23 protein-coding genes and 4 tRNA genes are annotated in these 23,551 nt (G+C 69.5%); 7 read left to right on the plus strand and 20 right to left on the minus strand.

Annotated features, from left to right (window positions below):
• Positions 1–98 precede the first annotated feature (98 nt).
• Positions 99–665, plus strand: coding sequence for a hypothetical protein (locus ABG085_RS09215; RefSeq protein ID WP_347979073.1), 567 nt, complete (start codon positions 99–101; stop codon positions 663–665).
• Here the strand turns inward: ABG085_RS09215 and ABG085_RS09220 are convergent.
• The 11 genes from ABG085_RS09220 to pdxS all read right to left on the minus strand — a co-directional run bounded on the left by ABG085_RS09220 (position 635) and on the right by pdxS (position 11,616).
• Positions 635–2,884, minus strand: coding sequence for a bifunctional (p)ppGpp synthetase/guanosine-3',5'-bis(diphosphate) 3'-pyrophosphohydrolase (locus ABG085_RS09220; RefSeq protein ID WP_347979074.1), 2,250 nt, complete (start codon positions 2,882–2,884; stop codon positions 635–637). The two genes, ABG085_RS09215 and ABG085_RS09220, sit on opposite strands and share 31 nt — an antisense overlap.
• A 54-nt stretch (positions 2,885–2,938) precedes the next feature.
• Complete coding sequence (gene secF, locus ABG085_RS09225; RefSeq protein WP_347979075.1) at positions 2,939–3,931, minus strand: protein translocase subunit SecF; 993 nt, start codon at positions 3,929–3,931, stop codon at positions 2,939–2,941.
• Positions 3,931–5,655, minus strand: a complete 1,725-nt coding sequence (gene secD / locus ABG085_RS09230; RefSeq protein ID WP_347979076.1) for a protein translocase subunit SecD — start codon at positions 5,653–5,655, stop codon at positions 3,931–3,933. The genes secF and secD overlap by 1 nt, the downstream gene beginning before the upstream one ends.
• A gap of 43 nt (positions 5,656–5,698) precedes the next feature.
• Positions 5,699–6,157, minus strand: a complete 459-nt coding sequence (locus ABG085_RS09235; RefSeq protein WP_347979077.1) for a preprotein translocase subunit YajC — start codon at positions 6,155–6,157, stop codon at positions 5,699–5,701.
• Between the two features lie 84 nt (positions 6,158–6,241).
• Complete coding sequence (ruvB, locus tag ABG085_RS09240) at positions 6,242–7,267, minus strand: Holliday junction branch migration DNA helicase RuvB (protein WP_347979078.1); 1,026 nt, start codon at positions 7,265–7,267, stop codon at positions 6,242–6,244.
• The gene (gene ruvA / locus ABG085_RS09245; protein ID WP_347979079.1) at positions 7,260–7,886 is read right to left on the minus strand and encodes a Holliday junction branch migration protein RuvA; all 627 of its coding nucleotides are present in this window, start codon (positions 7,884–7,886) and stop codon (positions 7,260–7,262) included. The genes ruvB and ruvA overlap by 8 nt, the downstream gene beginning before the upstream one ends.
• A 76-nt stretch (positions 7,887–7,962) precedes the next feature.
• Entirely contained in the window at positions 7,963–8,544 is a 582-nt protein-coding gene (ruvC, locus tag ABG085_RS09250) for a crossover junction endodeoxyribonuclease RuvC (RefSeq protein ID WP_347979080.1), read from the minus strand.
• A gap of 105 nt (positions 8,545–8,649) precedes the next feature.
• Positions 8,650–9,411: a YebC/PmpR family DNA-binding transcriptional regulator gene (locus tag ABG085_RS09255; RefSeq protein ID WP_347979081.1), complete on the minus strand. Its 762-nt coding sequence runs from the start codon at positions 9,409–9,411 to the stop codon at positions 8,650–8,652.
• 159 nt (positions 9,412–9,570) lie between these two features.
• Positions 9,571–10,092 (minus strand): hypothetical protein, encoded by a 522-nt coding sequence (locus ABG085_RS09260; RefSeq protein ID WP_347979082.1) that lies wholly within the window; start codon positions 10,090–10,092, stop codon positions 9,571–9,573.
• A 37-nt stretch (positions 10,093–10,129) separates the two neighbouring features.
• Positions 10,130–10,735: a pyridoxal 5'-phosphate synthase glutaminase subunit PdxT gene (gene pdxT / locus ABG085_RS09265; protein WP_347979159.1), complete on the minus strand. Its 606-nt coding sequence runs from the start codon at positions 10,733–10,735 to the stop codon at positions 10,130–10,132.
• Positions 10,729–11,616, minus strand: a complete 888-nt coding sequence (gene pdxS, locus ABG085_RS09270) for a pyridoxal 5'-phosphate synthase lyase subunit PdxS (protein ID WP_347979083.1) — start codon at positions 11,614–11,616, stop codon at positions 10,729–10,731. The genes pdxT and pdxS overlap by 7 nt, the downstream gene beginning before the upstream one ends.
• Before the next feature lie 131 nt (positions 11,617–11,747).
• Here pdxS and ABG085_RS09275 point away from each other — a divergent pair, with 131 nt between their 5' ends.
• Together ABG085_RS09275 and pdxY are read left to right on the plus strand one after the other, a co-directional pair.
• Entirely contained in the window at positions 11,748–13,091 is a 1,344-nt protein-coding gene (locus tag ABG085_RS09275; protein WP_347979084.1) for an aminotransferase class I/II-fold pyridoxal phosphate-dependent enzyme, read from the plus strand.
• A 7-nt stretch (positions 13,092–13,098) separates the two neighbouring features.
• Positions 13,099–13,950 carry a pyridoxal kinase PdxY gene (gene pdxY / locus ABG085_RS09280; protein WP_347979085.1) on the plus strand — a complete coding sequence of 284 codons (852 nt, stop codon included), beginning with the start codon at positions 13,099–13,101 and terminating at the stop codon, positions 13,948–13,950.
• Positions 13,951–14,023: 73 nt separating this feature from the next.
• Here pdxY and ABG085_RS09285 read toward each other — a convergent pair whose 3' ends face one another.
• Positions 14,024–14,593, minus strand: a complete 570-nt coding sequence (locus ABG085_RS09285; RefSeq protein ID WP_347979086.1) for an HIT domain-containing protein — start codon at positions 14,591–14,593, stop codon at positions 14,024–14,026.
• Positions 14,590–16,584: a threonine--tRNA ligase gene (gene thrS, locus ABG085_RS09290; RefSeq protein ID WP_347979087.1), complete on the minus strand. Its 1,995-nt coding sequence runs from the start codon at positions 16,582–16,584 to the stop codon at positions 14,590–14,592. The genes ABG085_RS09285 and thrS overlap by 4 nt, the downstream gene beginning before the upstream one ends.
• Positions 16,585–16,821: 237 nt before the next feature.
• On the opposite strand from thrS, the gene ABG085_RS09295 reads away from it, so the two are divergent.
• Entirely contained in the window at positions 16,822–17,034 is a 213-nt protein-coding gene (locus ABG085_RS09295; RefSeq protein WP_347979088.1) for a KTSC domain-containing protein, read from the plus strand.
• 38 nt (positions 17,035–17,072) lie between these two features.
• Here the strand turns inward: ABG085_RS09295 and ABG085_RS09300 are convergent.
• From ABG085_RS09300 to ABG085_RS09310, 3 genes are all read right to left on the minus strand, one after another.
• A tRNA-Val gene (locus ABG085_RS09300) sits at positions 17,073–17,147 on the minus strand.
• 26 nt (positions 17,148–17,173) lie between these two features.
• Positions 17,174–17,244: transfer RNA gene (locus tag ABG085_RS09305), tRNA-Cys, on the minus strand.
• Between the two features lie 53 nt (positions 17,245–17,297).
• Positions 17,298–17,370 (minus strand) — tRNA-Gly (locus ABG085_RS09310).
• A 155-nt stretch (positions 17,371–17,525) separates the two neighbouring features.
• On the opposite strand from ABG085_RS09310, the gene ABG085_RS09315 reads away from it, so the two are divergent.
• Positions 17,526–17,601 (plus strand) — tRNA-Val (locus ABG085_RS09315).
• A gap of 44 nt (positions 17,602–17,645) precedes the next feature.
• Here the strand turns inward: ABG085_RS09315 and ABG085_RS09320 are convergent.
• The 3 genes from ABG085_RS09320 to zapE form a co-directional block, all read right to left on the minus strand.
• On the minus strand, positions 17,646–18,173 hold the full coding sequence (locus ABG085_RS09320; protein WP_347979089.1) for a type II toxin-antitoxin system PemK/MazF family toxin: 528 nt from the start codon (positions 18,171–18,173) through the stop codon (positions 17,646–17,648).
• A 120-nt stretch (positions 18,174–18,293) separates the two neighbouring features.
• Entirely contained in the window at positions 18,294–19,562 is a 1,269-nt protein-coding gene (locus tag ABG085_RS09325) for an ammonium transporter (protein WP_347979090.1), read from the minus strand.
• Positions 19,563–19,743: 181 nt separating this feature from the next.
• Positions 19,744–20,772, minus strand: coding sequence for a cell division protein ZapE (gene zapE, locus ABG085_RS09330; RefSeq protein ID WP_347979091.1), 1,029 nt, complete (start codon positions 20,770–20,772; stop codon positions 19,744–19,746).
• 163 nt (positions 20,773–20,935) lie between these two features.
• On the opposite strand from zapE, the gene ABG085_RS09335 reads away from it, so the two are divergent.
• Both ABG085_RS09335 and ABG085_RS09340 read left to right on the plus strand, forming a co-directional pair.
• Positions 20,936–21,841: a sulfurtransferase gene (locus tag ABG085_RS09335; RefSeq protein ID WP_347979092.1), complete on the plus strand. Its 906-nt coding sequence runs from the start codon at positions 20,936–20,938 to the stop codon at positions 21,839–21,841.
• 35 nt (positions 21,842–21,876) lie between these two features.
• Entirely contained in the window at positions 21,877–22,317 is a 441-nt protein-coding gene (locus ABG085_RS09340) for a SufE family protein (RefSeq protein WP_347979093.1), read from the plus strand.
• A 15-nt stretch (positions 22,318–22,332) separates the two neighbouring features.
• Here the strand turns inward: ABG085_RS09340 and ABG085_RS09345 are convergent, their stop codons facing one another.
• Positions 22,333–23,535 carry an alpha/beta fold hydrolase gene (locus tag ABG085_RS09345; RefSeq protein WP_347979094.1) on the minus strand — a complete coding sequence of 401 codons (1,203 nt, stop codon included), beginning with the start codon at positions 23,533–23,535 and terminating at the stop codon, positions 22,333–22,335.
• Positions 23,536–23,551 lie beyond the last annotated feature (16 nt).

The raw sequence follows: 23,551 nt of genomic DNA on the forward strand, positions 1-23,551 counted from the left end.
ATGGACGTACCCGGGTGTGGCTTTCGCCATGCCCGGGTTGTCCACAGGCGCCGAGGTGCGGCATCCGTGCTCCGTGCACGGTGCGGCAGACTTCGGACGTGGGATCCCCCTTCCTGTACTTCGCGGATGACCGGCTCTCGAGCGCCGAGCTGACAGCCGCCTGCCTCGACGGACACCTCGTGTCGCTGGGCGACGCGTACATGCCCGCGGATGCGGTGGAGACACGGGCGCTGCGCGCCGGCTCGCTGACGCCCACGCTCGGCGACACACTCGCCGCCACGCATCTGACCGCCGCCTGGATCCACGGCGCGCTGCCGGCGCCGCCCGCGCGCCACACCGTGCAGCGCGCAGTGCCGCGCCGCCTCCACGTCGTCCCGCACCGGCAGTTGGTCTATCGCGACCTCGCGGTCGCGACCGCGGACCTGCAGCTGATCGGCGGTGTGCTCGTCACCAGCCCGGAGCGGACCCTCGCCGACCTCGCCCGGGTCGGCGACGCGGAGCACACGCGAGCCGCGCGCCTGCTCGCAGGTGCAGATCTGGATGCCGCCTCCCGCGCGATCATCAGGCTCGAGGCGGGGGCGCTCCCCCACAAGCGGGCGGCGCTCACGTGCCTGCGGCAGATCGTCGCCGGGCTTCAGGAGGACGTCACGCGGTACACGTCGTAGACGGCGTCGATGCGCCGCACGGCGTTGAGCACACGATCGAGGTGGACGATGTCGCCCATCTCGAACACGAAGCGGCTGAGCGCGAGGCGATCGTTCGAGGTCGAGACCGTCGCCGAGAGGATGTTGACGTGGTGCTCGCTGAGCACGCGCGTGACGTCGCTCAAGAGACCCGAGCGGTCGAGCGCCTCGACCTGGATCTGGACGAGGAACACGCTCTTCGTCGTCGGCGCCCACTCGACCTCGATCATGCGCTCCGGGTCGTCCATCAGCGACTTGACGTTCGTGCAGTCGGTCCGGTGCACCGAGACGCCGCTGCCGCGGGTCACGAAGCCGACGACTTCGTCGCCCGGCACGGGGGTGCAGCACTTCGCCAGCTTGACGAGGATGTCGGGGGCGCCGCGCACCAGGACCCCCGAGTCGCCGCCGCGCGGTGCGCGGGTGCGTCCGACGATCGGCAGATCGATCGGACCGGTCGTGGTGTCGTTCGCGGCGACGAGCGCGGTGACCTTCTCGATGACGGACTGGGTCGAGACATGGCCCTCGCCGACCGCGGCATACAGCGCTGATACGTCCTCATAGCGCAGCAGATGGGCGACCTCGGTGAACGAGTCCTGGCTCATCAGCCGCTGCAACGGCAGGTTCTGGCGCCGCATCGCCCGCGCGATGGACTCCTTGCCCTGCTCGATCGCCTCCTCGCGGCGCTCCTTCGTGAACCAGCCGCGGATCTTGTTGCGCGCGCGGGTGCTCCGCACGAAGCCGAGCCAGTCCTGGCTGGGGCCGGCATCCGGGTTCTTCGAGGTGAACACCTCGACGACGTCGCCGCTCTTCAGCTCGGACTCGAGCGGGACCAGCCGCCCGTTGACCTTCGCGCCCATCGTGCGGTGGCCGACCTCGGTGTGCACGGCGTACGCGAAGTCGACGGGAGTCGCGCCGGCGGGCAGCCCGATCACGCGTCCCTTCGGCGTGAAGACGTAGACCTCTTTGGCGCCGATCTCGAAGCGGAGCGAGTCGAGGAACTCGCCGGGGTCGGCCGTCTCAGCCTGCCAATCCGAGATATGGGCGAGCCAGGCCATGTCGGTGTCGAGAGACTTGGAGTCCGGCTTGGCGCCGTTCATCTGCTCTTTGTACTTCCAGTGCGCCGCGACGCCGTACTCCGCCTGCTGGTGCATCTCGTGCGTGCGGATCTGGATCTCGACGGTGCGGCCGCCCGGGCCGATGACCGTGGTGTGCAGCGACTGGTAGAGGTTGAACTTGGGCGTGGCGATGTAGTCCTTGAAGCGCCCCGGGAGCGGCGTCCACCGTGCGTGGATGGCGCCCAGCACCGCGTAGCAGTCGCGGACGCTGCCGACGAGCACGCGGATGCCGATGAGATCGTAGATGTCGTCGAACTCGCGGCCGCGGACGACCATCTTCTGGTACACGGAGTACAGCTGCTTCGGCCGGCCCATCACGCGACCACGGATGCGCAGCTCGCGGAGGTCGCTGTCGACGGCGCCGATGACGTTCTGCACGTACTGCTCGCGCTGCGGGGTGCGCTGCTTCACCAGACTCTCGATCTCGGCGTAGAGCTTCGGGTGCAGCACCGCGAAAGAGAGGTCCTCGAGCTCGGACTTGATCGCCTGGATGCCGAGCCGGTGCGCGAGCGGCGCGTAGATCTCGAGGGTCTCGGTCGCCTTCTTGCGCGCCTTCTCGGGCGGGACGAAGCCCCAGGTCCGGGCGTTGTGGAGGCGGTCGGCCAGCTTGATGAGGAGAACGCGGATGTCGCGGGACATCGCCACGATCATCTTGCGGACCGTCTCGGCCTGTGCGCTCTCGCCGTACTTGACCTTGTCGAGCTTGGTCACCCCGTCGACGAGCATGGCGACCTCGTCGCCGAACTCGGCGGTGAGCGTCTCGAGGGAGTACTCGGTGTCCTCGACCGTGTCGTGCAGCAGAGCCGCGGCGATGGCGCGAGGCCCGAGCCCGAGATCCGCGAGGATCTGCGCGACGGCGAGCGGATGCGTGATGTACGGCTCGCCGCTCTGGCGTGCCTGGCCGGAGTGCGCCTTCTCGGCCACGGAGTACGCGCGCTCGACGATCGACAGATCGCCCTTCGGATGGTGCGTGCGCACCGTCCTCAGCAGCTGCTCTACGTCATCCCGACGTGCGGAGCGCGAGAAGATCCGCGGCACCAGGCGCCGCAGGGACGAGGACTGGGCGGGGGGAACGGTCTCGGTCATGCGATCCCCTCCCCTCCGCCGGACCTCCCAATCCTACGCCCGAGCGGCGAGGCCTCAGGCCGGGGTGCCCGCCAGCTCGCGCGCCGCCACGACGCGCGTGTCGCGCGTCTTTATGGGCTGCTCGTTCTCACGCAGCAGCGAGTACAGCGGCGCCGCGACGAAGATCGTCGAGTACGCGGCCACGATCGTTCCCACGAAGATCGACAGCGACAGGTCGGTCAGCGTCTGCGCGCCGGCCCAGATGAGTCCGATGAACAGGATCGCACCGGTCGGCAGGATCGCCACGATCGTCGTGTTGATCGAGCGCACGAGGGTCTGGTTCACCGCGAGGTTCACGGACTCGCCGAACGTGCGCCCGGAGACCTCGCCGTCTTCGCTCGTGTTCTCCCTGATCTTGTCGAACACGACCGTCGTGTCGTACAGGGCGTACGAGAGGATCGTCAGGAAGCCGATGACGGCCGCAGGCGAGATCTCGAAGCCGAACAGCGCGTACACGCCGATCGTGATGATGAGCACATCGACCAGGCCGATGATGGCCGAGACCGACATCTTCCAGGTGCGGAAGTACAGCGCCAGGATGATGAAGGTCAGCGCGAGGAAGATCGCGAGGCCCCAGAGGGACGTCCGCGTGACGTCGGCGCCCCAGCTGGGACCGATGAACGCGTAGCTGACCTCGCTCTCGGGCACGTCGTATGCCTCGGCGAGGGCCGCGGAGATCTCGCGGCTCTCGGCATCCGTCACCTGATCGGTCTGCACGCGCACCGCGTCGTCGCCGATCGTGACGACCTTCGTCGTCGCCTCCGGCACCACGGACAGCACGGCGTCGGTGGCGAGCGACTGGTCGACGGGCGACGCCACACCGCTGACGGTGAACTGGGATCCGCCGGTGAACTCGATCGAGAACTGGATCGGACGGAACAGCGGCACCAGCGCCGAGCCGATCACGAGGAGGGCGGCGATGAGGAACCACAGGCGTCGGCGCCCGACGAAGGGGAACGAGGTCTTGCCCGTGTAGAGGTCGTTGCCGAGCTGGCTCATGGAGCGCATCAGTCGTCTCCCTCCTTGACGGTCTTGCCGGGTTTCGCGCTGTCGGCGGCGGCCAGTTCGGACTGCTTGCGTTCCGCGATGGTCTGGCGGCGGGCGGCTTCGCCGCGCGCCTTGACGTTGCGGCGTCCGGCGGCACCGGTCGCGAGCACCGGCTCGCGGAACTGCGCACGGCCTCGGTAGACCGCTCCCAGAGCCGTCGGGTCGAGTCCGGACAGCGGATGCCCCGACCCGAAGAACCGCGTGCGCGCCAGCAGCTGGAGCACCGGGTGCGTGAACAGGATGAAGATGAGGACGTCGATCGCCGTCGTCAGGCCGAGTGTGAACGCGAAGCCCTTGACCGTCGAATCGGCCAGGATGTACAGCACCACGGCGGCCAGGATGTTGATCGACTTCGAGATGTAGATCGTGCGCTTCGCGCGACCCCAGCCGTCTTCGACGGCCGACGTGATCGACTTGCCGTCGCGCAGCTCGTCGCGGATGCGTTCGAAGTAGACGATGAACGAGTCCGCCGTGAAGCCGATCGTCACGATGAGGCCGGCGACACCGGCGAGCGAGAGGCGGAAGCCCATGCGCCAGGCGAGGATGCAGAGCGTGACGTAGGTCAGCACCGCCATCACCGCCAGCGAGGCGATGATGATGAAGCCCAGCGCGCGGTAGACGATGAGCGAGTAGATCGCGACGAGCACCAGACCGATGAGGCCGGCGATGAGTCCGATCTGCAGCTGCTGCGAACCGAGCGTCGCCGAGATCGAGTTCGAGCTCTCGACCGTGAAGCTCAGCGGCAGCGCGCCGTACTTCAGCTGGTCGGCCAGCACCTTCGCGGTCTCCTGCGTGAAGCTGCCCGTGATGCTCGGCTTGCCGTCGAGGATCACACCGTTCATCGAGGGTGCCGACAGGACGTAGCCGTCGAGCACGAACGCGAACTGGTTGAGCGGCGCCTGCGCGCCGTACAGCCGCTGGCTGATCTCGCCGAACGTCGTCGTGCCCTCACCGTCGAACGAGAGGTTGACCGCCCACTGGTTGTTGGTCTGCTGGAGGCCGAACGTCGCGTCGTCGATCGACGAGCCGTCGAGTTCGACGGGGCCGAGGATGTACTTGACGCTGCCGTCGGCGTCGCACGTGATCAGCGGCTCGTCGGCCGGCGCATTAGCGGGATCGTTGGCCGGATCGGCGCAGTCGTAGGCGAGGAACTCCGCCTGAAGGGCCGGAGTGATCCACGCGGTGTCGCTGCCGTCGGTCGGCGCCGTCGTCGGCGTCGCCTGAAGCGACGGGTCGGGGGTCGGGTACGGCGTGGCGGTGCCGTCCTCGCCGACGAACGTGTTCGCCGGCTCGCCCGCATAGAGCACGGCGCGCAGCTGGAGCTGCGCGGACGCCTCGATGCGGTTGCGGGTCTCTTCGTCGGCCTGACCAGGGATCTGCACGACGATCTGGTTGCCGGCCTGGGTGGTGACCTCGGCCTCGCCGACGCCCGAGGCGTCGACGCGCTGGCGGATGATGGTGACCGCCTGCTCCATCTGCTCAGCAGAGGGATCGGCGCCGTCCTCGGTCTGCGCCTCGAGCACGATCTGCGTGCCGCCCTGCAGGTCGAGGGCAAGCGCAGGAGTCCAGGAGCTCTGTCCGAACACGTACACGCCCATGGCGTTGATGCCGAACAGGATCGCGGTGATCGCGAGGAGTCCGGTCAGCGCGCGCCATGCATGCCGGACGGGAGTGGATGTCGCCACGTCTTTGCTTTCTTGAGAGCCCGAACGGGCGAACGGACGGGCTTCAGCCCTGCGACTTCGTGCCGGGCTCGGCGTCGGGCTCGGTCTTGTCCTTGCCCGTGGCGTGCTGGTCGTCGCTGATCGAGCTGATGTCGCCGTTCGCGACGCCTTCGGCGTACTCGGCGTGGCTCTCCTCGGCGGCGAGGTACTCGTCCTCGGTGACCGCGCCGGCCTCGGGGGTCACGACGCGGAGGATGGCCTGGCTGTGGACCTTGATCTGGACGCCGGGGGCGAGCTCGACGATCGCGGGCTGGTCGAGGTTCTCGGCGTCGTACGAGACGATCGTGCCGTAGAGACCGCCCTGCAGCAGCACCTCGGAGCCGGGCACCGTCTGGCGGGCCTTCTCCTCCTGCTCGGCCTTCTGCTTCTGCATGCGGCGGCGCGAGCTCCAGAACATGAAGACGAGGAGCACGACCAACAGGATGATGAGGCCGTAGTTGCTCAGGAACGTAGCGAAGTCCATGGGAGCTGGAAGCACCTTTCGGAGGAGGCAGTCGCCGTGGGCGGCGTTGCCTTGCAGGCGGGGGTGGGCGTGAGCCTCCAGCGATTATAGGTCATCGAATCCGAGCACCGAGTCGGCCGCCGGCACGCCCAGGTGCGCGTAGGCCTCGGGCATGGCGATGCGCCCCCGCGGCGTACGTCCCATGAAGCCGATGCGCACGAGGTACGGCTCGACGACGGACTCGATCGTGTCGGCCTCTTCGCCGACGGCGACAGAGAGCGTCCCGAGTCCCACCGGTCCGCCGCGGAAGCGGCGCACCAGCGCGTCGAGCACCGCGCGGTCAAGGCGATCGAGTCCGATCCTGTCGACGTCGTAGAGGTCGAGCGCGGCGTCGACGGCGGCGATGTCGGCCCCCGTGCGGCCGTGCACCACGAGGTAGTCGCGCACGCGCCGCAGCAGGCGGTTCGCGATGCGGGGCGTGCCGCGCGAGCGCCGCGCGATCTCGGCGCGGGCGGCGGGCGGCAGGGTGACTCCGAGCATGGCGGCGGAGCGTTCGATGACACGCTCGAGCTCTTCGGGCTCGTAGTACTCGAGGTGGGCTGTGAAGCCGAAGCGGTCGCGCAGCGGATTGGGCAGGAGCCCCGACCGCGTCGTCGCGCCGACGAGAGTGAACGGCGCGAGGTCGAGCGGGATGCTCGTCGCTCCTGCCCCCTTGCCGACCATGATGTCGATGCGGAAGTCCTCCATCGCGAGGTAGAGCATCTCCTCCGCGGCGCGCGCCATGCGGTGCACCTCGTCGATGAAGAGCACCTCGCCGGGCGTGAGGCTGGACAGCAGCGCGGCCAGGTCGCCGGCGTGCTGGATCGCCGGACCGCTCGAGAGGCGCAGGGGGCGACCGCTCTCGTACGCCACGATCATCGCGAGCGTCGTCTTGCCCAGTCCGGGAGGACCGGACAGCAGGATGTGGTCGGCGGGCCGCTGCTGGATGCGCGCGGCATCGAGCAGCAGCTGCATCTGGCCGCGCACCTTCTGCTGGCCGACGAACTCCGCCAGCGAGGAAGGGCGCAGCGCGCCCTCGATCGCGAGCTCCGTCTCGTCGACGGGCTCTTCGGCCTCGCGCACGTCAACCACTCACCGGCTCCTTCCGTGCGGGGCCGAGGGCGGAGAGGGTGCGGCGCAGCAGCGCCGGCACCGATGCGCGATCGGCGTCCGGCGCATCGGCGGACACGGTGTCCACGGCATCGATCGCGACCCGCTCGGACCAGCCGAGCCCGACCAGCGCCTGCACGACCTGTGCCGGGATCGCAGCTGCGGTCGCGGCATCCGTCCCGCCGGTCGCCGCGGGCCGGGTCACGGCGATCTTGCCCGCAAGCTGCAGCACGATGAGCTTGGCGGTCTTCGGACCGATGCCCGAGACGCGGCGGAACGGGGCGTCGTCGTCGGCCGCCACCGCGTCGGCGATCTGCGGCACGGTGAGTGTCGCGAGCACGCCGAGCGCGGACTTCGGACCCACGCCGGTCACTCCCAGCAGCTGCCCGAACACGGCCAGCTCTTCGCGCGACTCGAAGCCGAACAACGACAGGGCGTCCTCGCGGACGATGAGCGACGTGTGGAGCGTGACGGCGTCGCCGAGATGGGTGCTGCGCGCCACCTGGGGCGTCACCGCCACGTGGAGGCCGACTCCCCCGACCTCGACGACGACCGCATCCGCATCGACGTGCACGGCGGTGCCGCGGACTGAGGAGATCATGGCTCGAGCCTACGATGCGGTTCGGACGTTTGTTCGAGCGACACGCGCCCGGCGCCGGGGATCGCGCGTCACGGACTCAGCGGCGTGAGAGACGCTCCGCGTCGGCCCACGCCCGCTGGGCCGGAGTGAGCGGACCGGATGCCGCCCCCGCCGCCGCCGGCGCCCCACGCCACGCGTGGCAGAGAGCGAGGGCCAGCGCGTCCGCGGCGTCTGCGGGCTTGGGGAGTTCGTCCAGCCGCAGCACGCGCGCGACCATGGTCTGCACCTGCCGCTTGTCGGCGTTCCCGTAGCCGGTGATCGCCGCCTTCACCTCGGACGGCGTGTGCGTGGCCGCGGCGATGCCGCGCTCCCCCGCCACGAGCAGGGCGATGCCGCTCGCCTGCGCGGTGCCCATCACCGTCGCGCGGTTGTGCTGGGCGAACACGCGCTCCACGGCGACGACGTCAGGAGAGTGGGCGTCGAGAACAGCGCGCAGTCCGGTCGCGATCAGCGCCAGCCGCTCCTCGATCGGGGCGCCGGGATCCGACCGGACGACTCCGACGTGCACGAGCACCGCCGAGCGATCCGGCGCGACGTCCACGACCCCCACGCCGCAGCGCGTCAGGCCCGGGTCGATGCCGAGCACGCGCAGGCGACCGCGGGAGGTTCCGGATGTCACTCCCCCACGTTAGGCGAGGACGACGGATGCCTCGCCCAGGCGCGCCTGGAGGAGGCCCGGGCCATGTCAGTGAGGCGACTCGGGCGGGTGGGAGCTCCGCGCGAGTCAGTCCTCGTCGTTCTCGAGCTCGGCCTGCACCTCGGCGGTGAGGTCGAAGTTGCTGTAGACGTTCTGGACGTCGTCGCTGTCTTCGAGGGCGTCGATGAGGCGGAAGACCTTGCGCGCGGTGTCCGCGTCGACCTCGACCTTGAGGTTCGGGACGAACTCGACGTCGGCCGACTCGTAGTCGATGCCGGCGTCCTGCAGCGCCGAGCGGACGGACACGAGGTCGGTCGCCTCGGTGATGACCTCGAAGCCCTGGGCGTGCGGCTCGACGTCTTCGGCGCCGGCCTCCAGCACCGCCAGCATGATGTCGTCCTCGGTCGTGGTCTCGCCGCCCACGACGATGACGCCCTTGCGGGTGAAGTTGTATGCCACGCTGCCGGGGTCGGCCAGCGTTCCGCCATTGCGGGTGAGCGCGGTGCGCACCTCGGCCGCGGCGCGGTTCTTGTTGTCGGTCAGACACTCGATCATCAGCGCGACGCCGTTGGGGCCGTAGCCCTCGTACATGATCGACGCGTACTCGACGGACTCGCCGCCGATGCCCGCGCCCCGCTTGATGGCGCGGTCGATGTTGTCCTTCGGGACCGACGTCTTCTTCGCCTTCAGCACCGCGTCGAACAGCGTCGGGTTGCCCTGCAGGTCAGGCCCGCCGAGCTTGGCAGCCACCTCGATGTTCTTGATGAGCTTGGCCCACGACTTCGCGCGGCGGGAGTCGATGACCGCCTTCTTGTGCTTGGTCGTCGCCCACTTGGAATGCCCGGACATGGTCCTCCTGTATTCACGCTCGTCGGCGGGTCGCATCGGCCCGCGTCATTCGGCACGGTCACCGCCGACGGACAATTCTATTCCTGCGCCGCAGCGGGTTCGCGATCCCCGCTCGCGGAGCACCGGGAACCGGCATCCGCTCCCGTATGCAGAAGGTGCTCAGAGGGCGAACTCGAAGCCGAACCGCGACGACAGCAGTGCGACAAGGTCCCGCGGCACCTTGGTGAGGTAGGCGGGCGCCGGTGCGAGTGTCTCGGCCGAGCCGATGAAGGGGAAGTACACGGGGCCCTCCGTCAACTGCTCCACGCGATCGCGCACACTCACGATCTCGCCACCGACGCGTCGCAGACTCGGCAGGGTGATCGGCGAGGCGAGCCGCAGCGTGTCGCTGATCGGCATCCGCCAATGCGGCAGGTCGTCGCCGCGACGCGCCCGCGTCTCCTCGCCGAGCGGGCCGAGCACCCGCCCCCATGCGGCGATGCCCGGCACCGGGAGGGTGCGGTCCCAGACGAAGAGGGTGTCACCCGGCTCGGTGAAGCCGACCAGCTCGTGCGACCACTCGAACCGCCGCTCCTCGGCGGCCTTCGGCGCCGTCAGCGCATCGCCGACGATGCCGCGCGAGGGGGCGATCATCCAGTAGCGCTCCTCCGGGTGCTCGCGCCACCAGTCGTTGATCGTCATGAGTCAGAATCTACCCCGCCGTGTCGCCCGCGCGTGCTCAGCGGGCCCGCTCGCGCACCATGTCGAGGAACAGTGCGTGGAAGCGCTGCTCGCCGGTCACCTCCGGGTGGAACGACGTGCCGAGGAGCGACCCTTGGCGCACCGCGACGACCCGACCGTCGTCGAGCGTCGCGAGGCGTTCGACGCCGTCGCCCGCCTCCTCCACGAGCGGGGCGCGGATGAACACGGCGTGGACCGGCGGCTCGCCCAGGGCGGCGACATCGAGGTCGACCTCGAACGAGTCGACCTGGCTGCCGAAGGCGTTGCGCCGGACGGTGACGTCCAGCCCGCCGAAGGTCTGCTGGCCCTGGATGCCGTCGGTGATGCGGTCGGCGAGCAGGATGAGGCCGGCGCAGGTGCCGTAGACCGGCATGCCCGCGGCGATCGCGTCGCGGACGGGCTCCCGCATGCCGAACGACCGCGAGAGCTTGTCGATGACGCTCGACTCCCCGCCGGGAAGCACGAGTCCGTCGACGGCCGCCAGCTCCGCGGGCCGGCGCACCGTCGTCACATCGGCGCCGAGGTCCGTGAGCACGCGCACGTGCTCACGGACATCCCCCTGCAGCGCGAGGACGCCGACCCGTGGCGCCGGCGACGTCACCAGCCGCGCTCGGCGAGACGGTGCGGCGCGGGAAGGTCGGACACGTTGATGCCCACCATCGCCTCGCCGAGTCCGCGGGAGACCTCGGCGATCACCTTGGCGTCGTCGTAGAAGGTGGTCGCCTTGACGATCGCGGCCGCGCGCTGAGCGGGGTTGCCCGACTTGAAGATGCCCGAGCCGACGAAGACGCCGTCGGCGCCCATCTGCATCATCATCGCGGCATCGGCCGGGGTGGCGACGCCGCCCGCGACGAACAGCACGACGGGGAGCTTGCCGGTCTCCGCGATCTCGGCGACCAGGTCGTACGGCGCCTGCAGCTCCTTGGCGGCGACATACAGCTCGTCCTTCGTCATCGAGCGCAGCATGTTGATCTCGCTGGTGATCTTGCGGATGTGCTTGGTGGCCTCGGACACGTCGCCGGTGCCCGCCTCGCCCTTCGAGCGGATCATCGCGGCGCCCTCGTTGATGCGCCGCAGCGCCTCACCCAGATTGGTCGCTCCGCAGACGAACGGCACGGTGAAGTTCCACTTGTCGATGTGGTTGACGTAGTCGGCCGGCGAGAGCACCTCGGACTCGTCGATGTAGTCGACGCCGAGCTCCTGGAGCACCTGCGCCTCGACGAAGTGCCCGATGCGGGCCTTGGCCATGACCGGGATCGACACCGCCTCGATGATCCCGTCGATCATGTCGGGGTCGCTCATGCGCGAGACGCCGCCCTGTGCACGGATGTCGGCCGGCACGCGCTCGAGGGCCATGACGGCGACGGCGCCGGCGTCTTCGGCGATCTTGGCCTGGTCGACGGTGACGACGTCCATGATGACGCCGCCCTTCAGCATCTCGGCGAGGCCGCGCTTGACGCGGTCGGTTCCCGTGTCGGTGGTCACGAGCTTTCCCTTCGGTCGGAGGCGCCGAAGCGCAACGGGTGAGGACAATGCGGGTATTGGCCTAGGCCAAAAGATAGCATGAGGCGTACCCGCCGCTCGGCGGGCCTGGCGACGAGCAGCAGGGGCGGCATATGACCCTCGACATCAGCGGGCGATCCGCGGCCGAGATCGCCGAGAGCGTGCGCGCTCGCATCGAGCGGGGGGACCTGCTCCCCGGCGTACCCCTGCCCTCGGTGCGGTCGCTCGCGGACGAGCTGGGGGTGAACCGCAACACCGTCGTCGCCGCCTACCGTCAGCTCGCGCAGGCGGGGGTGATCGTCACGCGCGGCCGGGGCGGCACGCGCGTCGCCGACCTCTCCCCCGTCGCCCAGGAGGGCTTCGCCGCCGGCAACGTGCTGCGCGACGTCGGCACCGGCAACCCCGACCCCGAGCTCATCCCCGATCCGTCGTGGGCGCTCGCGGGCATGGCCGGCCGCCCCGTCCTCTACGGAGAGCCCGTCATCGATCCCGAGCTTGAGCGCTGGGCGCGGGAATGGATGGGCGACGGCCTGCCTCCGACGGTCGACATGCGTCTCACCATCACCAGCGGCGCCGCCGATGCCGTCGACCGGCTGCTCGCCCAGGCCCTCACCCGCGACGATGCCGTCGCCCTCGAGGACCCCTGCTTCCTCACCAGCATCCACACCGTACGCATCGGCGGCTATCGTCCCGTCCCGGTCCCCGTGGACGACGAGGGCATGACGCCGGAAGGACTGCGCGCGGCACTGGATCAGGGCGTCCGTGCCGTGGTCCTCACGCCGCGGGCGCAGAATCCGACCGGCGCCAGCCTGTCGGCTCGGCGGGCGGAAGAGCTGCGCCGGGTGCTGCGGGACCACCCCTATGTGCTGGTGATCGAGGACGACCACTTCTCGCTGCTGTCGCAGCAGCCGTTCCACTCCGTCATCGCTCCGGGTCATCGGCGCTGGGCGCTGGTGAGGTCCGTGTCGAAATTCCTCGGACCCGACATGTGCCTGGCCGTCACGGCATCCGATCCCGAAACGGCCGAGCGGCTCGCGATGCGTCTCACCCCCGGGACCACCTGGGTCAGCCACCTGCTGCAGCGGCTCACGCTCGCATTGGTGACGGATGCCGCCACCATGGCCGCGATCGGGCGCGCCGGTGCGCACTACGCGGCGCGCAACGCCGCGTTCGTGGAGAGGCTCACGGCGGCAGGCGTGCCCGCGGCCGCCGGCGATGGGCTGAATCTGTGGATCCCCCTTCCCGTGCCTGCCCGGGATGTCGCGGAGCAGCTGATGCGACGCGGCTGGCTCGCCCGGCCGGGCGACGAGTTCGTGCTCGCCGGCGATGCGCCGTCGCACCGTCTGCGTCTGACGGTGCATGACCTCGACGACGCCGACGCGGCGCGGCTGGCCGCCGACGCGGCCGCCGCGGTGCGCGCCGCCGGCGGACGGCTCGCCGCTCGAGAAGTGGCATGATCGAGCGGTGAAGATCCTCTCGATCCAGTCCGCGGTCGCCTACGGTCACGTCGGCAATTCCGCCGCCGTCTTCCCGCTCCAGCGCATCGGCGTCGAGGTCATGCCCGTGTACACGGTGAACTTCTCGAATCACACCGGATACGGCGCCTGGCGCGGTCCGATGATCGGACCAGACGAGGTGCGCGAGGTCATCCTCGGCATCGAGGAGCGCGGCGCGCTCCCGCAGATCGACGTCGTGCTCTCGGGCTATCAGGGCGGTGAGGGCATCGCGGACGTCATCCTCGACACCGTCGCTCGCGTCAAGGAGGCCAACCCGGCCGCCGTCTACGCCTGCGACCCGGTGATGGGCAACGCGAAGTCCGGCTGCTTCGTGGCGCCGGCGATCCCGGTGCTGCTGCGCGAGCGCGTCGTGCCGGCGGCGGACATCATCACGCCGAACCAGTTCGAGCTGGGCTTCCTGACCGGAACCGAGCCCGCCGACCTGGAGTCCACCCTCGCCTCGGCCGACCTCGCCCGGGCGATGGGCCCGAGCACCGTGCTGGTGACGAGCGTCGAGCGTCCGGACCGCCCCGAGGGCACGATCGAGATGCTCGCCGTCACCGACGACGGCGCCTGGATCGTGCAGACGCCGCACATCCCGATGAAGGCCAACGGCTCCGGCGACGTCACCGCCGCCCTGTTCACCGCGCACTACCGCCGCAGCGGCGACGCCGCCGACGCGCTCGCGCGCACGACGTCGAGCGTCTACGACCTGCTCGAGCGCACGCACGCCTCGGGTGAGCGCGAACTCCAGCTGATCGAGTCGCAGGAGGCCTACGCCCATCCGCGACTGCAGTTCGAGGTCACGCACGTCCGCTGACGTCGGCATACGTGGCGCGCGAAGCGACGCGCGGGGATGAAGCCGCTGACGGCGGCATCCACACTCCCGCGGGTCAGCCGTGCCAGGCGTCGGCCACGGCGCGGCGCACGTCGCCGAGGAGCTGCGGCAGGGCCTTCGTCTTGGCGATGATCGGGAAGAAGTTCGCGTCGGCCGCCCACCGCGGCACGATGTGCTGGTGCAGGTGCTCGTCGACGCCGGCACCCGCCACGTGACCCTGATTCATGCCGATGTTGAAGCCGTCGCACCGCGAGACTTGACGCAGAACGCGCATGCCCTGCTGGGTGAGGTCGCCGATCTCGGCCACCTCTTCGTCGGTCGCCTGGTCGTACGTCGCGATGTGGCGGTACGGGCAGACCAGCAGGTGTCCGGAGTTGTACGGGAAGAGGTTCAGCAGCGCGTAGGCGGTACGCCCGCGGAAGACGATCAGGCCGTCCTCGTCGGACTTGCGCGGTGCCTCGCAGAACGGGCACTCCTTGCGCAGCACCTCCGGCCCTGCCTGGATGTAGGCCATCCGGTGCGGAGTCCAGAGCCGCTGGAACTCATCCGGCACCCCCGCCAGGGTGGCGGCGTCGACGAGCGCGGCGTCCTCGCCGGAGACCGCGCCCGTCGACCCGTCGCTCACGCGAAGTCCTCCGCGGTGTTCACCAGCGTGTGGGCGGCGATGGCCTCGTGCACCCGGCGGACGGCGTCGGCGATCGGCACGCCGTTCTCCTGCGTGCCGTCGCGGAAGCGGAACGACACGGTGCCCGCGGACTGGTCCTGGGCGCCGGCGATCAGCTGCAGCGGCACCTTCTGCGTGGTGTGCGTGCGGATCTTCTTCTGCATGCGGTCGTCGCTGTGGTCCAGCTCGGCGCGCACGCCCTCGGCCTTGAGCTGGTCGATCACATCGCCCAGATAGTCTGCGAAGTCCTCCGCGACCGGGATGCCGACCACCTGCACCGGCGACAGCCAGACCGGGAACGCGCCCGCGTAGTGCTCGAGCAGGATGGCGAAGAACCGCTCGATCGAGCCGAATAGCGCCCGGTGGATCATGATCGGCCGCTTCTTCTGGCCGTCGCGATCGGTGTACTCCAGCTCGAAGCGCTCGGGCAGGTTCGGATCGACCTGCACCGTCGACAGCTGCCACACGCGGCCGATCGCGTCACGGGTCTTGAGGTCGATCTTCGGCCCGTAGAAAGCGGCTTCCCCCGGCACCTCGGTGAGCTTCAGACCGCTCGCCATCGCGACGTTGCGCAGCGCGTTCGTCGAGTAGTCCCAGAACTCGTCCGAGCCGATCCACTTGTCCTTCTCGTCGTCGCGCATCGACAGTTCGAGCTCGAAGTCGTCCAGGCCGAAGTCGCGCAGCATCGAGATCACGAACTCGAGGACGCGGGTGGTCTCGCTCTCCAGCTGCTCGGGCGTGACGAAGAGATGCGAGTCGTCCTGGGTGAACCCGCGCACACGGGTGAGACCGTGCAGCGCCCCCGACAGCTCGTTGCGGTACACGGTGCCGTTCTCTGCGAGCCGCATCGGCAGATCGCGGTAGCTGCGGGCCCGCTCCTTATAGATCAGGATGTGCATCGGGCAGTTCATCGGCTTCAGGTAGTAGTCCTGGCCGTGCTTGGTGATCTCGCCGTGCTCGTCGCGCTCCTCGTCCATCACGATGGGCGGGAACATCCCCTCCTTGTACGTGACGAGGTGGTTCGAGGTGAGGAACAGGTCCTCTTTGGAGATGTGCGGCGTGTACACGTAGGTGTAGCCGCCGGCGATGTGACGCCGACGCGCGTGCTGCTCCATCTCGCCGCGCACGACGCCGCCGCGGGGATGCCACACCGACAGGCCCGAGCCGATCTCATCGGGGAACGAGAACAGGTCGAGATCCTTGCCGAGCTTGCGGTGATCCCGCTTCGCGGCCTCTTCGAGACGCGTCTGGTACGCGCGCAGCTCGTCCTTCGAGGGCCAGGCGGTCCCGTAGATGCGCTGCAGCTGCGGGTTCTTCTCGCTGCCGCGCCAGTACGCTCCGGCGATGCGCTGCAGTGCCCAGCCGTTGCCGATCATGCGGGTGTTCGGCAGGTGCGGGCCGCGGCAGAGGTCCTTCCAGACCGTCTGACCGTCGCGGTCGACGTTGTCGTAGATCGTCAGCTCGCCGGCGCCGACCTCGACAGAGGCGCCCTCGGTCTTCTCGGCCCCGCCGCCCTTGAGACCGATGAGCTCGAGCTTGAACGGCTCGGAGGCCAGTTCCGCGCGCGCCTCTTCATCGGTGACCACTCGGCGGACGAAGCGCTGGCCCTCGCGGACGATGCGCTGCATCTCCTTGTCGATGGCCTTCACATCCTCCGGAGTGAACGGATGCTCCACGCCGAAGTCGTAGTAGAAGCCGTCGGTGATCGGCGGGCCGATGCCGAGGTTCGCCTGCGGGTTGATGCGCTGCACCGCCTGAGCGAGCACGTGCGCGGCGGAATGGCGAAGGATGGCGAGACCGTCGGGGCTGTCGATGGCGACCGGCTCGACGGCATCCGTGTCGGTCACCACCGTCGCGAGGTCTTTCAATTCGCCGTTCACACGCAGCGCGACCACGGAGCGGTCGGGGAACAGGGCGAAGCCGTCGGTCGGAAGGGACACAGCGTCAGTCACGGAAACTCTCCTGGGAATGGCTCGGATCAAGGCTACTCAGCTTCGGACGCACGACGCGCCCCGCCCGCTCAGGCGCCGAGCGTTCGCGTGTCGGTCTTCACTGCCGCTGTCGCGGTCGACCAGACGAGTTCCACCCCTCGAGTGTACCCAGTGGGCGGTCGCCGCCCGATGTCGCCGGACGCGAGGGAATCGGCGTGGTCTTCGACCGCGCCTGCGGCTCCGACTTACCCTGAGCGGGTGCGGCGACACTCTCTCGATTCCACGGCGATCGCGTCGGCCGGCTACGACGCCGCGACAGCGGTGCTTCAGCTCGAGTTCACCTCGGGCGAGGTCTATCGCTACTTCGCGGTGCCGCCGTCGGTACATCGCGCCCTGCGTGCCGCCGAGAGCGCCGGCAACTTCTTCCGTGAGCGGATCCGCGACGTATACCCCTCTGAGCACGTGCGCTGACGCAATGAAAAACCCCCGGGGGAACCGGGGGTTTCAGGTGGTGCGCGATACTGGGATCGAACCAGTGACCTCTTCCGTGTCAGGGAAGCGCGCTACCGCTGCGCCAATCGCGCCTAAAAAGGCTCTTCAGTTGTCGGCGAGGTGGCGACGGGATTCGAACCCGTGTAAACGGCTTTGCAGGCCGGTGCCTAGCCGCTCGGCCACGCCACCGCGTGTGGTTTGACCCCACGTGCCGTGATCCCTGGAGGAGATCCCTGCACTCGAGCGGATGACGAGACTCGAACTCGCGACCCCAACCTTGGCAAGGTTGTGCGCTACCAACTGCGCTACATCCGCATTTCGTTCCCGGGTTGTTCACCCGGGCACTTGAAAGACTCTAACCGATCCTGGCCGTCCTGCAAAACCAGACGCACCCCGCGCGTGTCATCTGGGAGTGGTCTGAAGGGGGGTTCGGCATCCGGTAAGATCGGTAGTCGTCCCCCTCGGGGAACGGGCGATTGGCGCAGTTGGTAGCGCGCTTCCTTCACACGGAAGAGGTCATCAGTTCGAGTCTGGTATCGCCCACCATCACGGCCCGGTCAACCACATTGACCGGGCCGTTTTTCATGCCGTCAGCCGCCGGCGCTCCAGCCGTACCGGCGGTGCAGGGCGTCGGCGACGCGCACGAAACGGTCCAGGTCGAGAGCGGATGCCTCCCGGCGCATGCCGTCGCGATGCACGCTGTAGAGCTGGTCGATGTCGACCCACGACGGGCGGCCCTGCGCGTCCCACTCCCCCGTGCCGATCGCCAGGAAGTCCCGGTCGCCGTCGTGCGCCCTGCTCGTCAGCCGAACGGCGTATACCCGCTCTTCGCTCTGCCGCGCGATCACCAGCACCGGACGGTCCTTGCCGCGGCCGTCGTTCTCGGTGTACGGCACCCAGGTCCAGACGATCTCACCGGCGTCGGGGTCGCCGTCCCGGTGGGGCGCGTAGGTGATCCGCAGCGCCCCCGCTGCGGGCGGCGGCACCTCGACGGTCGCAGCGGGACCGCCCCGACTCTCGACCGGCGCTGAAGGCGTTGGCGGCGTGGGTGGAGCCGGCCGCCGGCGGGGCCTCAGGATGCTGGTCAGGATGCCGAACAGCCCGTTTCGCTGTGTCACAGTCGCCATCCTAGGAGCGCGGTGTGCCCGCTCCGCGGTGCTCCGAAGGATGCCGGGGCACGGCGAAGGGGCGCCGCGGTGGGGGGAACCGCGACGCCCCTTCGGGCAGTGCCGTGCGTGTCAGACGCGTGCGCCTTCGAGCACGTAGCCCTCCTCGCCGTGGACGACGGTGTCGATACCGGCGACCTCGTCCTCGTTCTTGACGCGGAAGCCGACCGTCTTCTCGATCACGAAGCCGATGGCGTAGGCCAGCACGAACGAGTAGACCAGCACCGACACGGCGGCGATCGCCTGGACCAGCAGCTGCGTGAACTGACCGCTGTAGATCAGGCCGGTGTTGTTCGCGAAGAAGCCGAGGTACAGCGTGCCGATCAGGCCGCCGACGAGGTGGATGCCCACCACGTCGAGCGAGTCGTCGAAGCCCCACTTGTACTTGAGCTCGATCGCCAGCGCGCAGAGGGCACCCGCGACGAGGCCGAGCACGATGGCCCAGATCGGGGTCAGCGCGGCACACGCCGGGGTGATCGCGACGAGACCCGCGACCGCACCCGAGGCGGCGCCCACCGACGTGGGCTTGCCGTCCTTGATCTTCTCCACCACGAGCCAGGCGAGCAGCGCGGCGGCCGGAGCGGCGATCGTGTTGACGAACGCGAGCGCGGCGGTGCCGTCGGCTGCGAGCTCCGAACCGGCGTTGAAGCCGAACCAGCCGAACCACAGCAGGCCGGCGCCGAGGAGCACGAACGGCGGGTTGTGGGGGACGTGCACGCCCTTCTGGAAGCCGAGGCGCTTGCCGAGCACCAGCGCGAGCGCGAGGGCGGCCGCACCGGCGTTGATGTGGACGGCGGTGCCACCGGCGAAGTCGATCGCGCCGACGCCGAACCACTCCTGCATGCCGTACGTGATCCAGCCGCCGTAGGCGAAGCTGCCGTCCTCGGCGAGGCCGAAGTTGAACACCCAGCTGGCGACCGGGAAGTAGACGATCGTCGCCCAGATGGCGGCGAAGATCATCCACGAGCCGAACTTGGCGCGGTCGGCGATCGCGCCCGACACGAGGGCGACCGTCAGGATGGCGAACGTGGCCTGGAAGGCGACGAAGGCCAGCGGCGGGTAGGAGGCGCCCTCAGGAACCTCGAGCAGGCTCGTCAGGCCGATCGCCGACCAGTCGATCGCCCAGGGTGCGACCAGCCCCTCGGCGCTCGGGAAGGCGATGGCGTAGCCGTAGACGACCCAGAGCACGCCGATGAGCCCCAGTGCGCCGAAGCTCAGCATCATCATGCTGATGACGCTCTTGGCCTTGACCAGGCCGCCGTAGAAGAATGCGAGACCGGGCGTCATCAACAAGACGAGCGCGGCCGCGATGAGCATGAATGCGGTGTTGCCTTGATCCATCTCGGTGGAGAACCTCTCTGCGTGTGACGCAGGTGTAGCGTCGGGTTCCCTCAGTGTGACGACGGTCCGTTACCGGAGCCGGTCGACCCGTGTTTCTCCCGCGTTACACGATGGGCGCGCAGGTAAACATCGTGTTTCGCTCAGCCGGATGCCGGCCGCGAATCAGGCCCAGGCATCCTGTTCACGCGAGTGTCGACGCGACGAGCCGTGAGATGGCGCGCAGGTATTTCTTGCGGTAGCCCCCGGCGAGCATCTCCTCAGGGAAGACCAGATCGAGCGACGTGCCCGTCGCCCGGATCGGCAGCTCCGCGTCGTACACGCGATCGATGAAGGCCACGAAGCGCAGGGCGGCGGACTGGTCGGTGAAGGGGGTCACGTCGCGCAGGCCCACGAGCGAGAGACCCTCGATGAGGCGGATGTACCGCGACGGGTGCACGCGCGCGAGATGCGCGACGAGCCCGTCGAAGTCGTCGTCCGAGGCGAGGCCCGCGGCGGCGGCATCCGCGATCGCCGCCTCGTACTGCGGCGGATCGAGCACGGCCGCGTGGCCGTCCACCGCACGGTGACGGTAGTCGGTGCCGTCGATGCGGATGGTCTCGAAGCTCGCGGCCATCGCGTGGATCTCGCGGAGGAAGTCCTGTGCGGCGAACCGCCCCTCGCCGAGGGCGTTCGGGGGCGTGTTGGATGTCGCGGCCAGGCGCGTGCCCGACGACACCAGCTCGGCCAGCAGCCGCGTCATCACCATCGTGTCGCCGGGATCGTCGAGTTCGAACTCGTCGATGCACAGCAGGTCGGATCCGCGAAACAGCTCGACCGTGTTCTGGTAGCCGAGGGCGCCCACCAGCGCCGTGTACTCGATGAACGATCCGAAGTATTTCCGGCGGGCGGGCATCGCGTGGTAGACGGCGGCGAGCAGATGCGTCTTGCCGACGCCGAAACCGCCGTCGAGATAGATGCCCGGCTTGAGCTCGGGTCGCTTGGCGCGGCGGAACAGCCCGCCCTTGACCGGGGCGGAGGCACCCGAGAACGCCTGCAGCAGATCCTTCGCCTGCTGCTGCGACGGGTAAGAGGGGTCGGCCCGATAGGTGTCGAAGGTCGCGTCGGCGAACTGCGGGGGCGGGACCAGCGCGGCGACCATCTCTGCGCCGGCGAGCTGCGGGGCGCGCTCCGCGAGATGGACGACGCCGGTGCGTGTGACGGAGGCGGTCATGCGGATCCTGTGTCGGAGTCTTACAGAGGGGCTGTGCACGCCCGTCCGGGAATCTATGGTCGGAGGCGACGGTTCAACCCTAACCGTCGCCCGCGTGCGCCCGCCTCGCTCGACGCCGGATGACAGCCGCCCGACCGAACCGCACCCGAATCCAGGAGATGCCATGCCCGTCGAGACCGACACGTCGTCCGAGAAGTTCGCCGAGTACGCCCATCCGGACAGGCTCGTGACCGGCGAGTGGCTGCAGGCGCACCTGGGAGAGCCGGGCCTTGCGGTGGTCGAATCCGACGAGGACGTGCTGCTCTACGAGACCGGCCACATCCCGGGCGCGGTCAAGATCGACTGGCACACCGAGCTCAACGATCCCGTGGTGCGCGACTACGTCGACGGCAAGGGCTTCGCGGCCCTGCTCAGCCGCAAGGGCATCTCGCGCGACGACACCGTCGTGATCTACGGCGACAAGAACAACTGGTGGGCGGCCTACGCATTGTGGGTGTTCTCGCTCTTCGGCCACGAGGACGTCCGCCTCCTCGACGGCGGCCGCGACAAGTGGATCGCCGAGGGCCGGCCGGTGACGACCGACCGGTCGACGCCCGAGCCGACCGACTACCCGGTCGTGGAGCGGGACGACACCGCCCTGCGCGCCTACAAGGACGACGTGCTCGCGCACCTCGGCAGCGGACCGCTCATCGATGTGCGCTCCCCGGAGGAGTACGACGGCTCCCGCACCACCGCACCGGCGTACCCCGAAGAAGGCGCGCTGCGGGGCGGCCACATCCCGTCGGCGCAGAGCGTGCCCTGGGCGCGCGCGGTCGCGGCCGACGGCGGATTCAAGTCGCGGGCCGAACTGGACGCGATCTACCGCGACGAAGCAGGTCTTCAGGACGGCGACGCGATCGTCGCGTACTGCCGCATCGGGGAGCGTTCCAGTCACACCTGGTTCGTCCTCCGGCACCTCCTCGGCTTCGACGACGTGCGCAACTACGACGGATCCTGGACCGAGTGGGGCAGCGCCGTGCGCGTGCCGATCGTGACGGGTGCTGAGCCGGGGGCGGCTCCCGCCCGCTGAGCCGTGTGCACCCGCCGCGTGGGAGGATGGGAGTGATGACCGAAGCCGTCCTGCCCGACCGTCTCGCCGAGATCCGCGACGAGTTCCTCGAGCTGCCCGAGCCCGACCGCCTGCAGCTGCTCCTGGAGTATTCGTACGAGCTGCCGCCGGTCCCGGCGGAGTACGAGGACCATCCGGAACGTTATGAGCGCGTGGTCGAGTGCCAGTCCCCCGTCTTCATCGTCGTCGACGTCGATCCGGACGGCATCGTCGCGATGCACGCGACCGCCCCGCCCGAGGCGCCGACGACCCGCGGCTTCGCCAGCATCCTGGCGCAGGGGCTCACCGGCCTGTCTGCCGCGGAGGTGCTCTCGGTGCCGGGCGACTACCCGCAGACGCTCGGGCTCACCCGCGTGGTGTCTCCGCTGCGGATCTCGGGCATGACGGGCATGCTGCTGCGGGCGCAGCGCCAGGTGCGCGCGGCGTCACCCGCCTGACACGCGGCGAACCGCTCAGTCGGCGACGAGTCCCTGCGCGGTCAGCCAGGCGCCGATGCTGCTGCTCCAGCGCTCCTGGTCGTAGTTCCAGAGCTTGGTGTGCCGAGCCACCTCGAAGACCTGCATCTCGACGAGGTCGGGGCGTGCCGCGACCAGGCCGTGTGAGGCGTCGGACGGCACGAAGCCGTCGTCGTCGCTGTGCAGGATGAGGATCGGATGCCGCAGCTCCGGCGCCCGTGCGACGACATCGAGCTGGTCGAGGCGGATCGCGGCGCCTGCCCGCGTGAGCGGCGACGCCCACTCGTTCTGCAGCGCCTCCATCGCGAGCCTGCTGACGGCGCCGGGCACGCGCTCCGCCCGTGCCTGGTAGTTCAGGACGCTCCGCCAATCCACGACCGGCGACTCGAGGATCAGCCCCGCGATCGCATCGCCGTGCGGGGAGTTGAGCGAGACCTGCAGCGCGATGGCGCCGCCCATGGACCAGCCCATGAGGATGATCCGGCGGGCACCGCGGCGGCGGGCGAAGCCGACCGCGGCGTCGACGTCGCGCCACTCGGTGGCGCCGAGTGCATAGGTGCCGCTGCGACTGCGGGGCGCCTCCGCGTCGTTGCGGTACGAGACGACCAGGCTGGTGATGCCCCGCTCGTGGAAGACGGGAACCGCGCGGAGGCACTCGGCGCGCGTCGTGCCACGCCCGTGCACTTGGATCACCCAGGTGTCGCCGTCGCCCGCGGGGAACAGCCATGCCGGGCAGGGGCCGACCGTGGAGCCGATCAGCTCGGGGGTGAACGGAAGGTGCAGCTGCTCGGGATGGTCGTAGTACCACCCGCTGAACGCCGCCTCGGGCTCGAGCCGCGCGTCCGCCGGGACATGCGTGAGGAGCTTGCGCTTGACGCTGGCGGCGTCCTCCGAGAGCACCGAGCCCAGCTTGATGTAGTCCGCGGTTCCCGTGGTGAACAGCCCGTACCGACCGGGGAGCTCGGTGTCTAGCGTGCGCGACAGCGTGATCGTCTGCGCAGCGGTGTCGAGCGCGAGGATCCGCGTGTCGGCCTGACGGCGTGCGGGAGTGACGACCTTGCGGGCCATCAGCACGGAGCCGGCGGCAAGGGCGCCGAGCGCGCCGGCCAGGGCGACGCTCAACACGGTGAGCGCGGCCTTCACGCCGGCGACGAGAGCAGGGGATGCGGTGCGCACTGCGGCGCGCCTGGAGGCGACCATCGAGGCACCACTCTAG

This window comes from Microbacterium sp. ProA8, assembly GCF_039905635.1.
GTDB lineage: Bacteria > Actinomycetota > Actinomycetes > Actinomycetales > Microbacteriaceae > Microbacterium > Microbacterium chionoecetis.

Coding starts and splice junctions, on each gene's coding strand:
- ABG085_RS09255 (WP_347979081.1), bottom strand. CDS start 9,411: ATGTCCGGGCATTCCAAGTGGGCGACGACCAAGCACAAGAAGGCGGTC.
- ruvA (WP_347979079.1), bottom strand. CDS start 7,886: ATGATCTCCTCAGTCCGCGGCACCGCCGTGCACGTCGATGCGGATGCG.
- ABG085_RS09345 (WP_347979094.1), bottom strand. CDS start 23,535: ATGGTCGCCTCCAGGCGCGCCGCAGTGCGCACCGCATCCCCTGCTCTC.
- ABG085_RS09335 (WP_347979092.1), top strand. CDS start 20,936: ATGCCCGTCGAGACCGACACGTCGTCCGAGAAGTTCGCCGAGTACGCC.
- zapE (WP_347979091.1), bottom strand. CDS start 20,772: ATGACCGCCTCCGTCACACGCACCGGCGTCGTCCATCTCGCGGAGCGC.
- secF (WP_347979075.1), bottom strand. CDS start 3,931: ATGCGCTCCATGAGCCAGCTCGGCAACGACCTCTACACGGGCAAGACC.
- ABG085_RS09260 (WP_347979082.1), bottom strand. CDS start 10,092: ATGACGATCAACGACTGGTGGCGCGAGCACCCGGAGGAGCGCTACTGG.
- ABG085_RS09220 (WP_347979074.1), bottom strand. CDS start 2,884: ATGACCGAGACCGTTCCCCCCGCCCAGTCCTCGTCCCTGCGGCGCCTG.
- ABG085_RS09275 (WP_347979084.1), top strand. CDS start 11,748: ATGACCCTCGACATCAGCGGGCGATCCGCGGCCGAGATCGCCGAGAGC.
- ABG085_RS09325 (WP_347979090.1), bottom strand. CDS start 19,562: ATGGATCAAGGCAACACCGCATTCATGCTCATCGCGGCCGCGCTCGTC.
- ABG085_RS09340 (WP_347979093.1), top strand. CDS start 21,877: ATGACCGAAGCCGTCCTGCCCGACCGTCTCGCCGAGATCCGCGACGAG.
- ABG085_RS09235 (WP_347979077.1), bottom strand. CDS start 6,157: ATGGACTTCGCTACGTTCCTGAGCAACTACGGCCTCATCATCCTGTTG.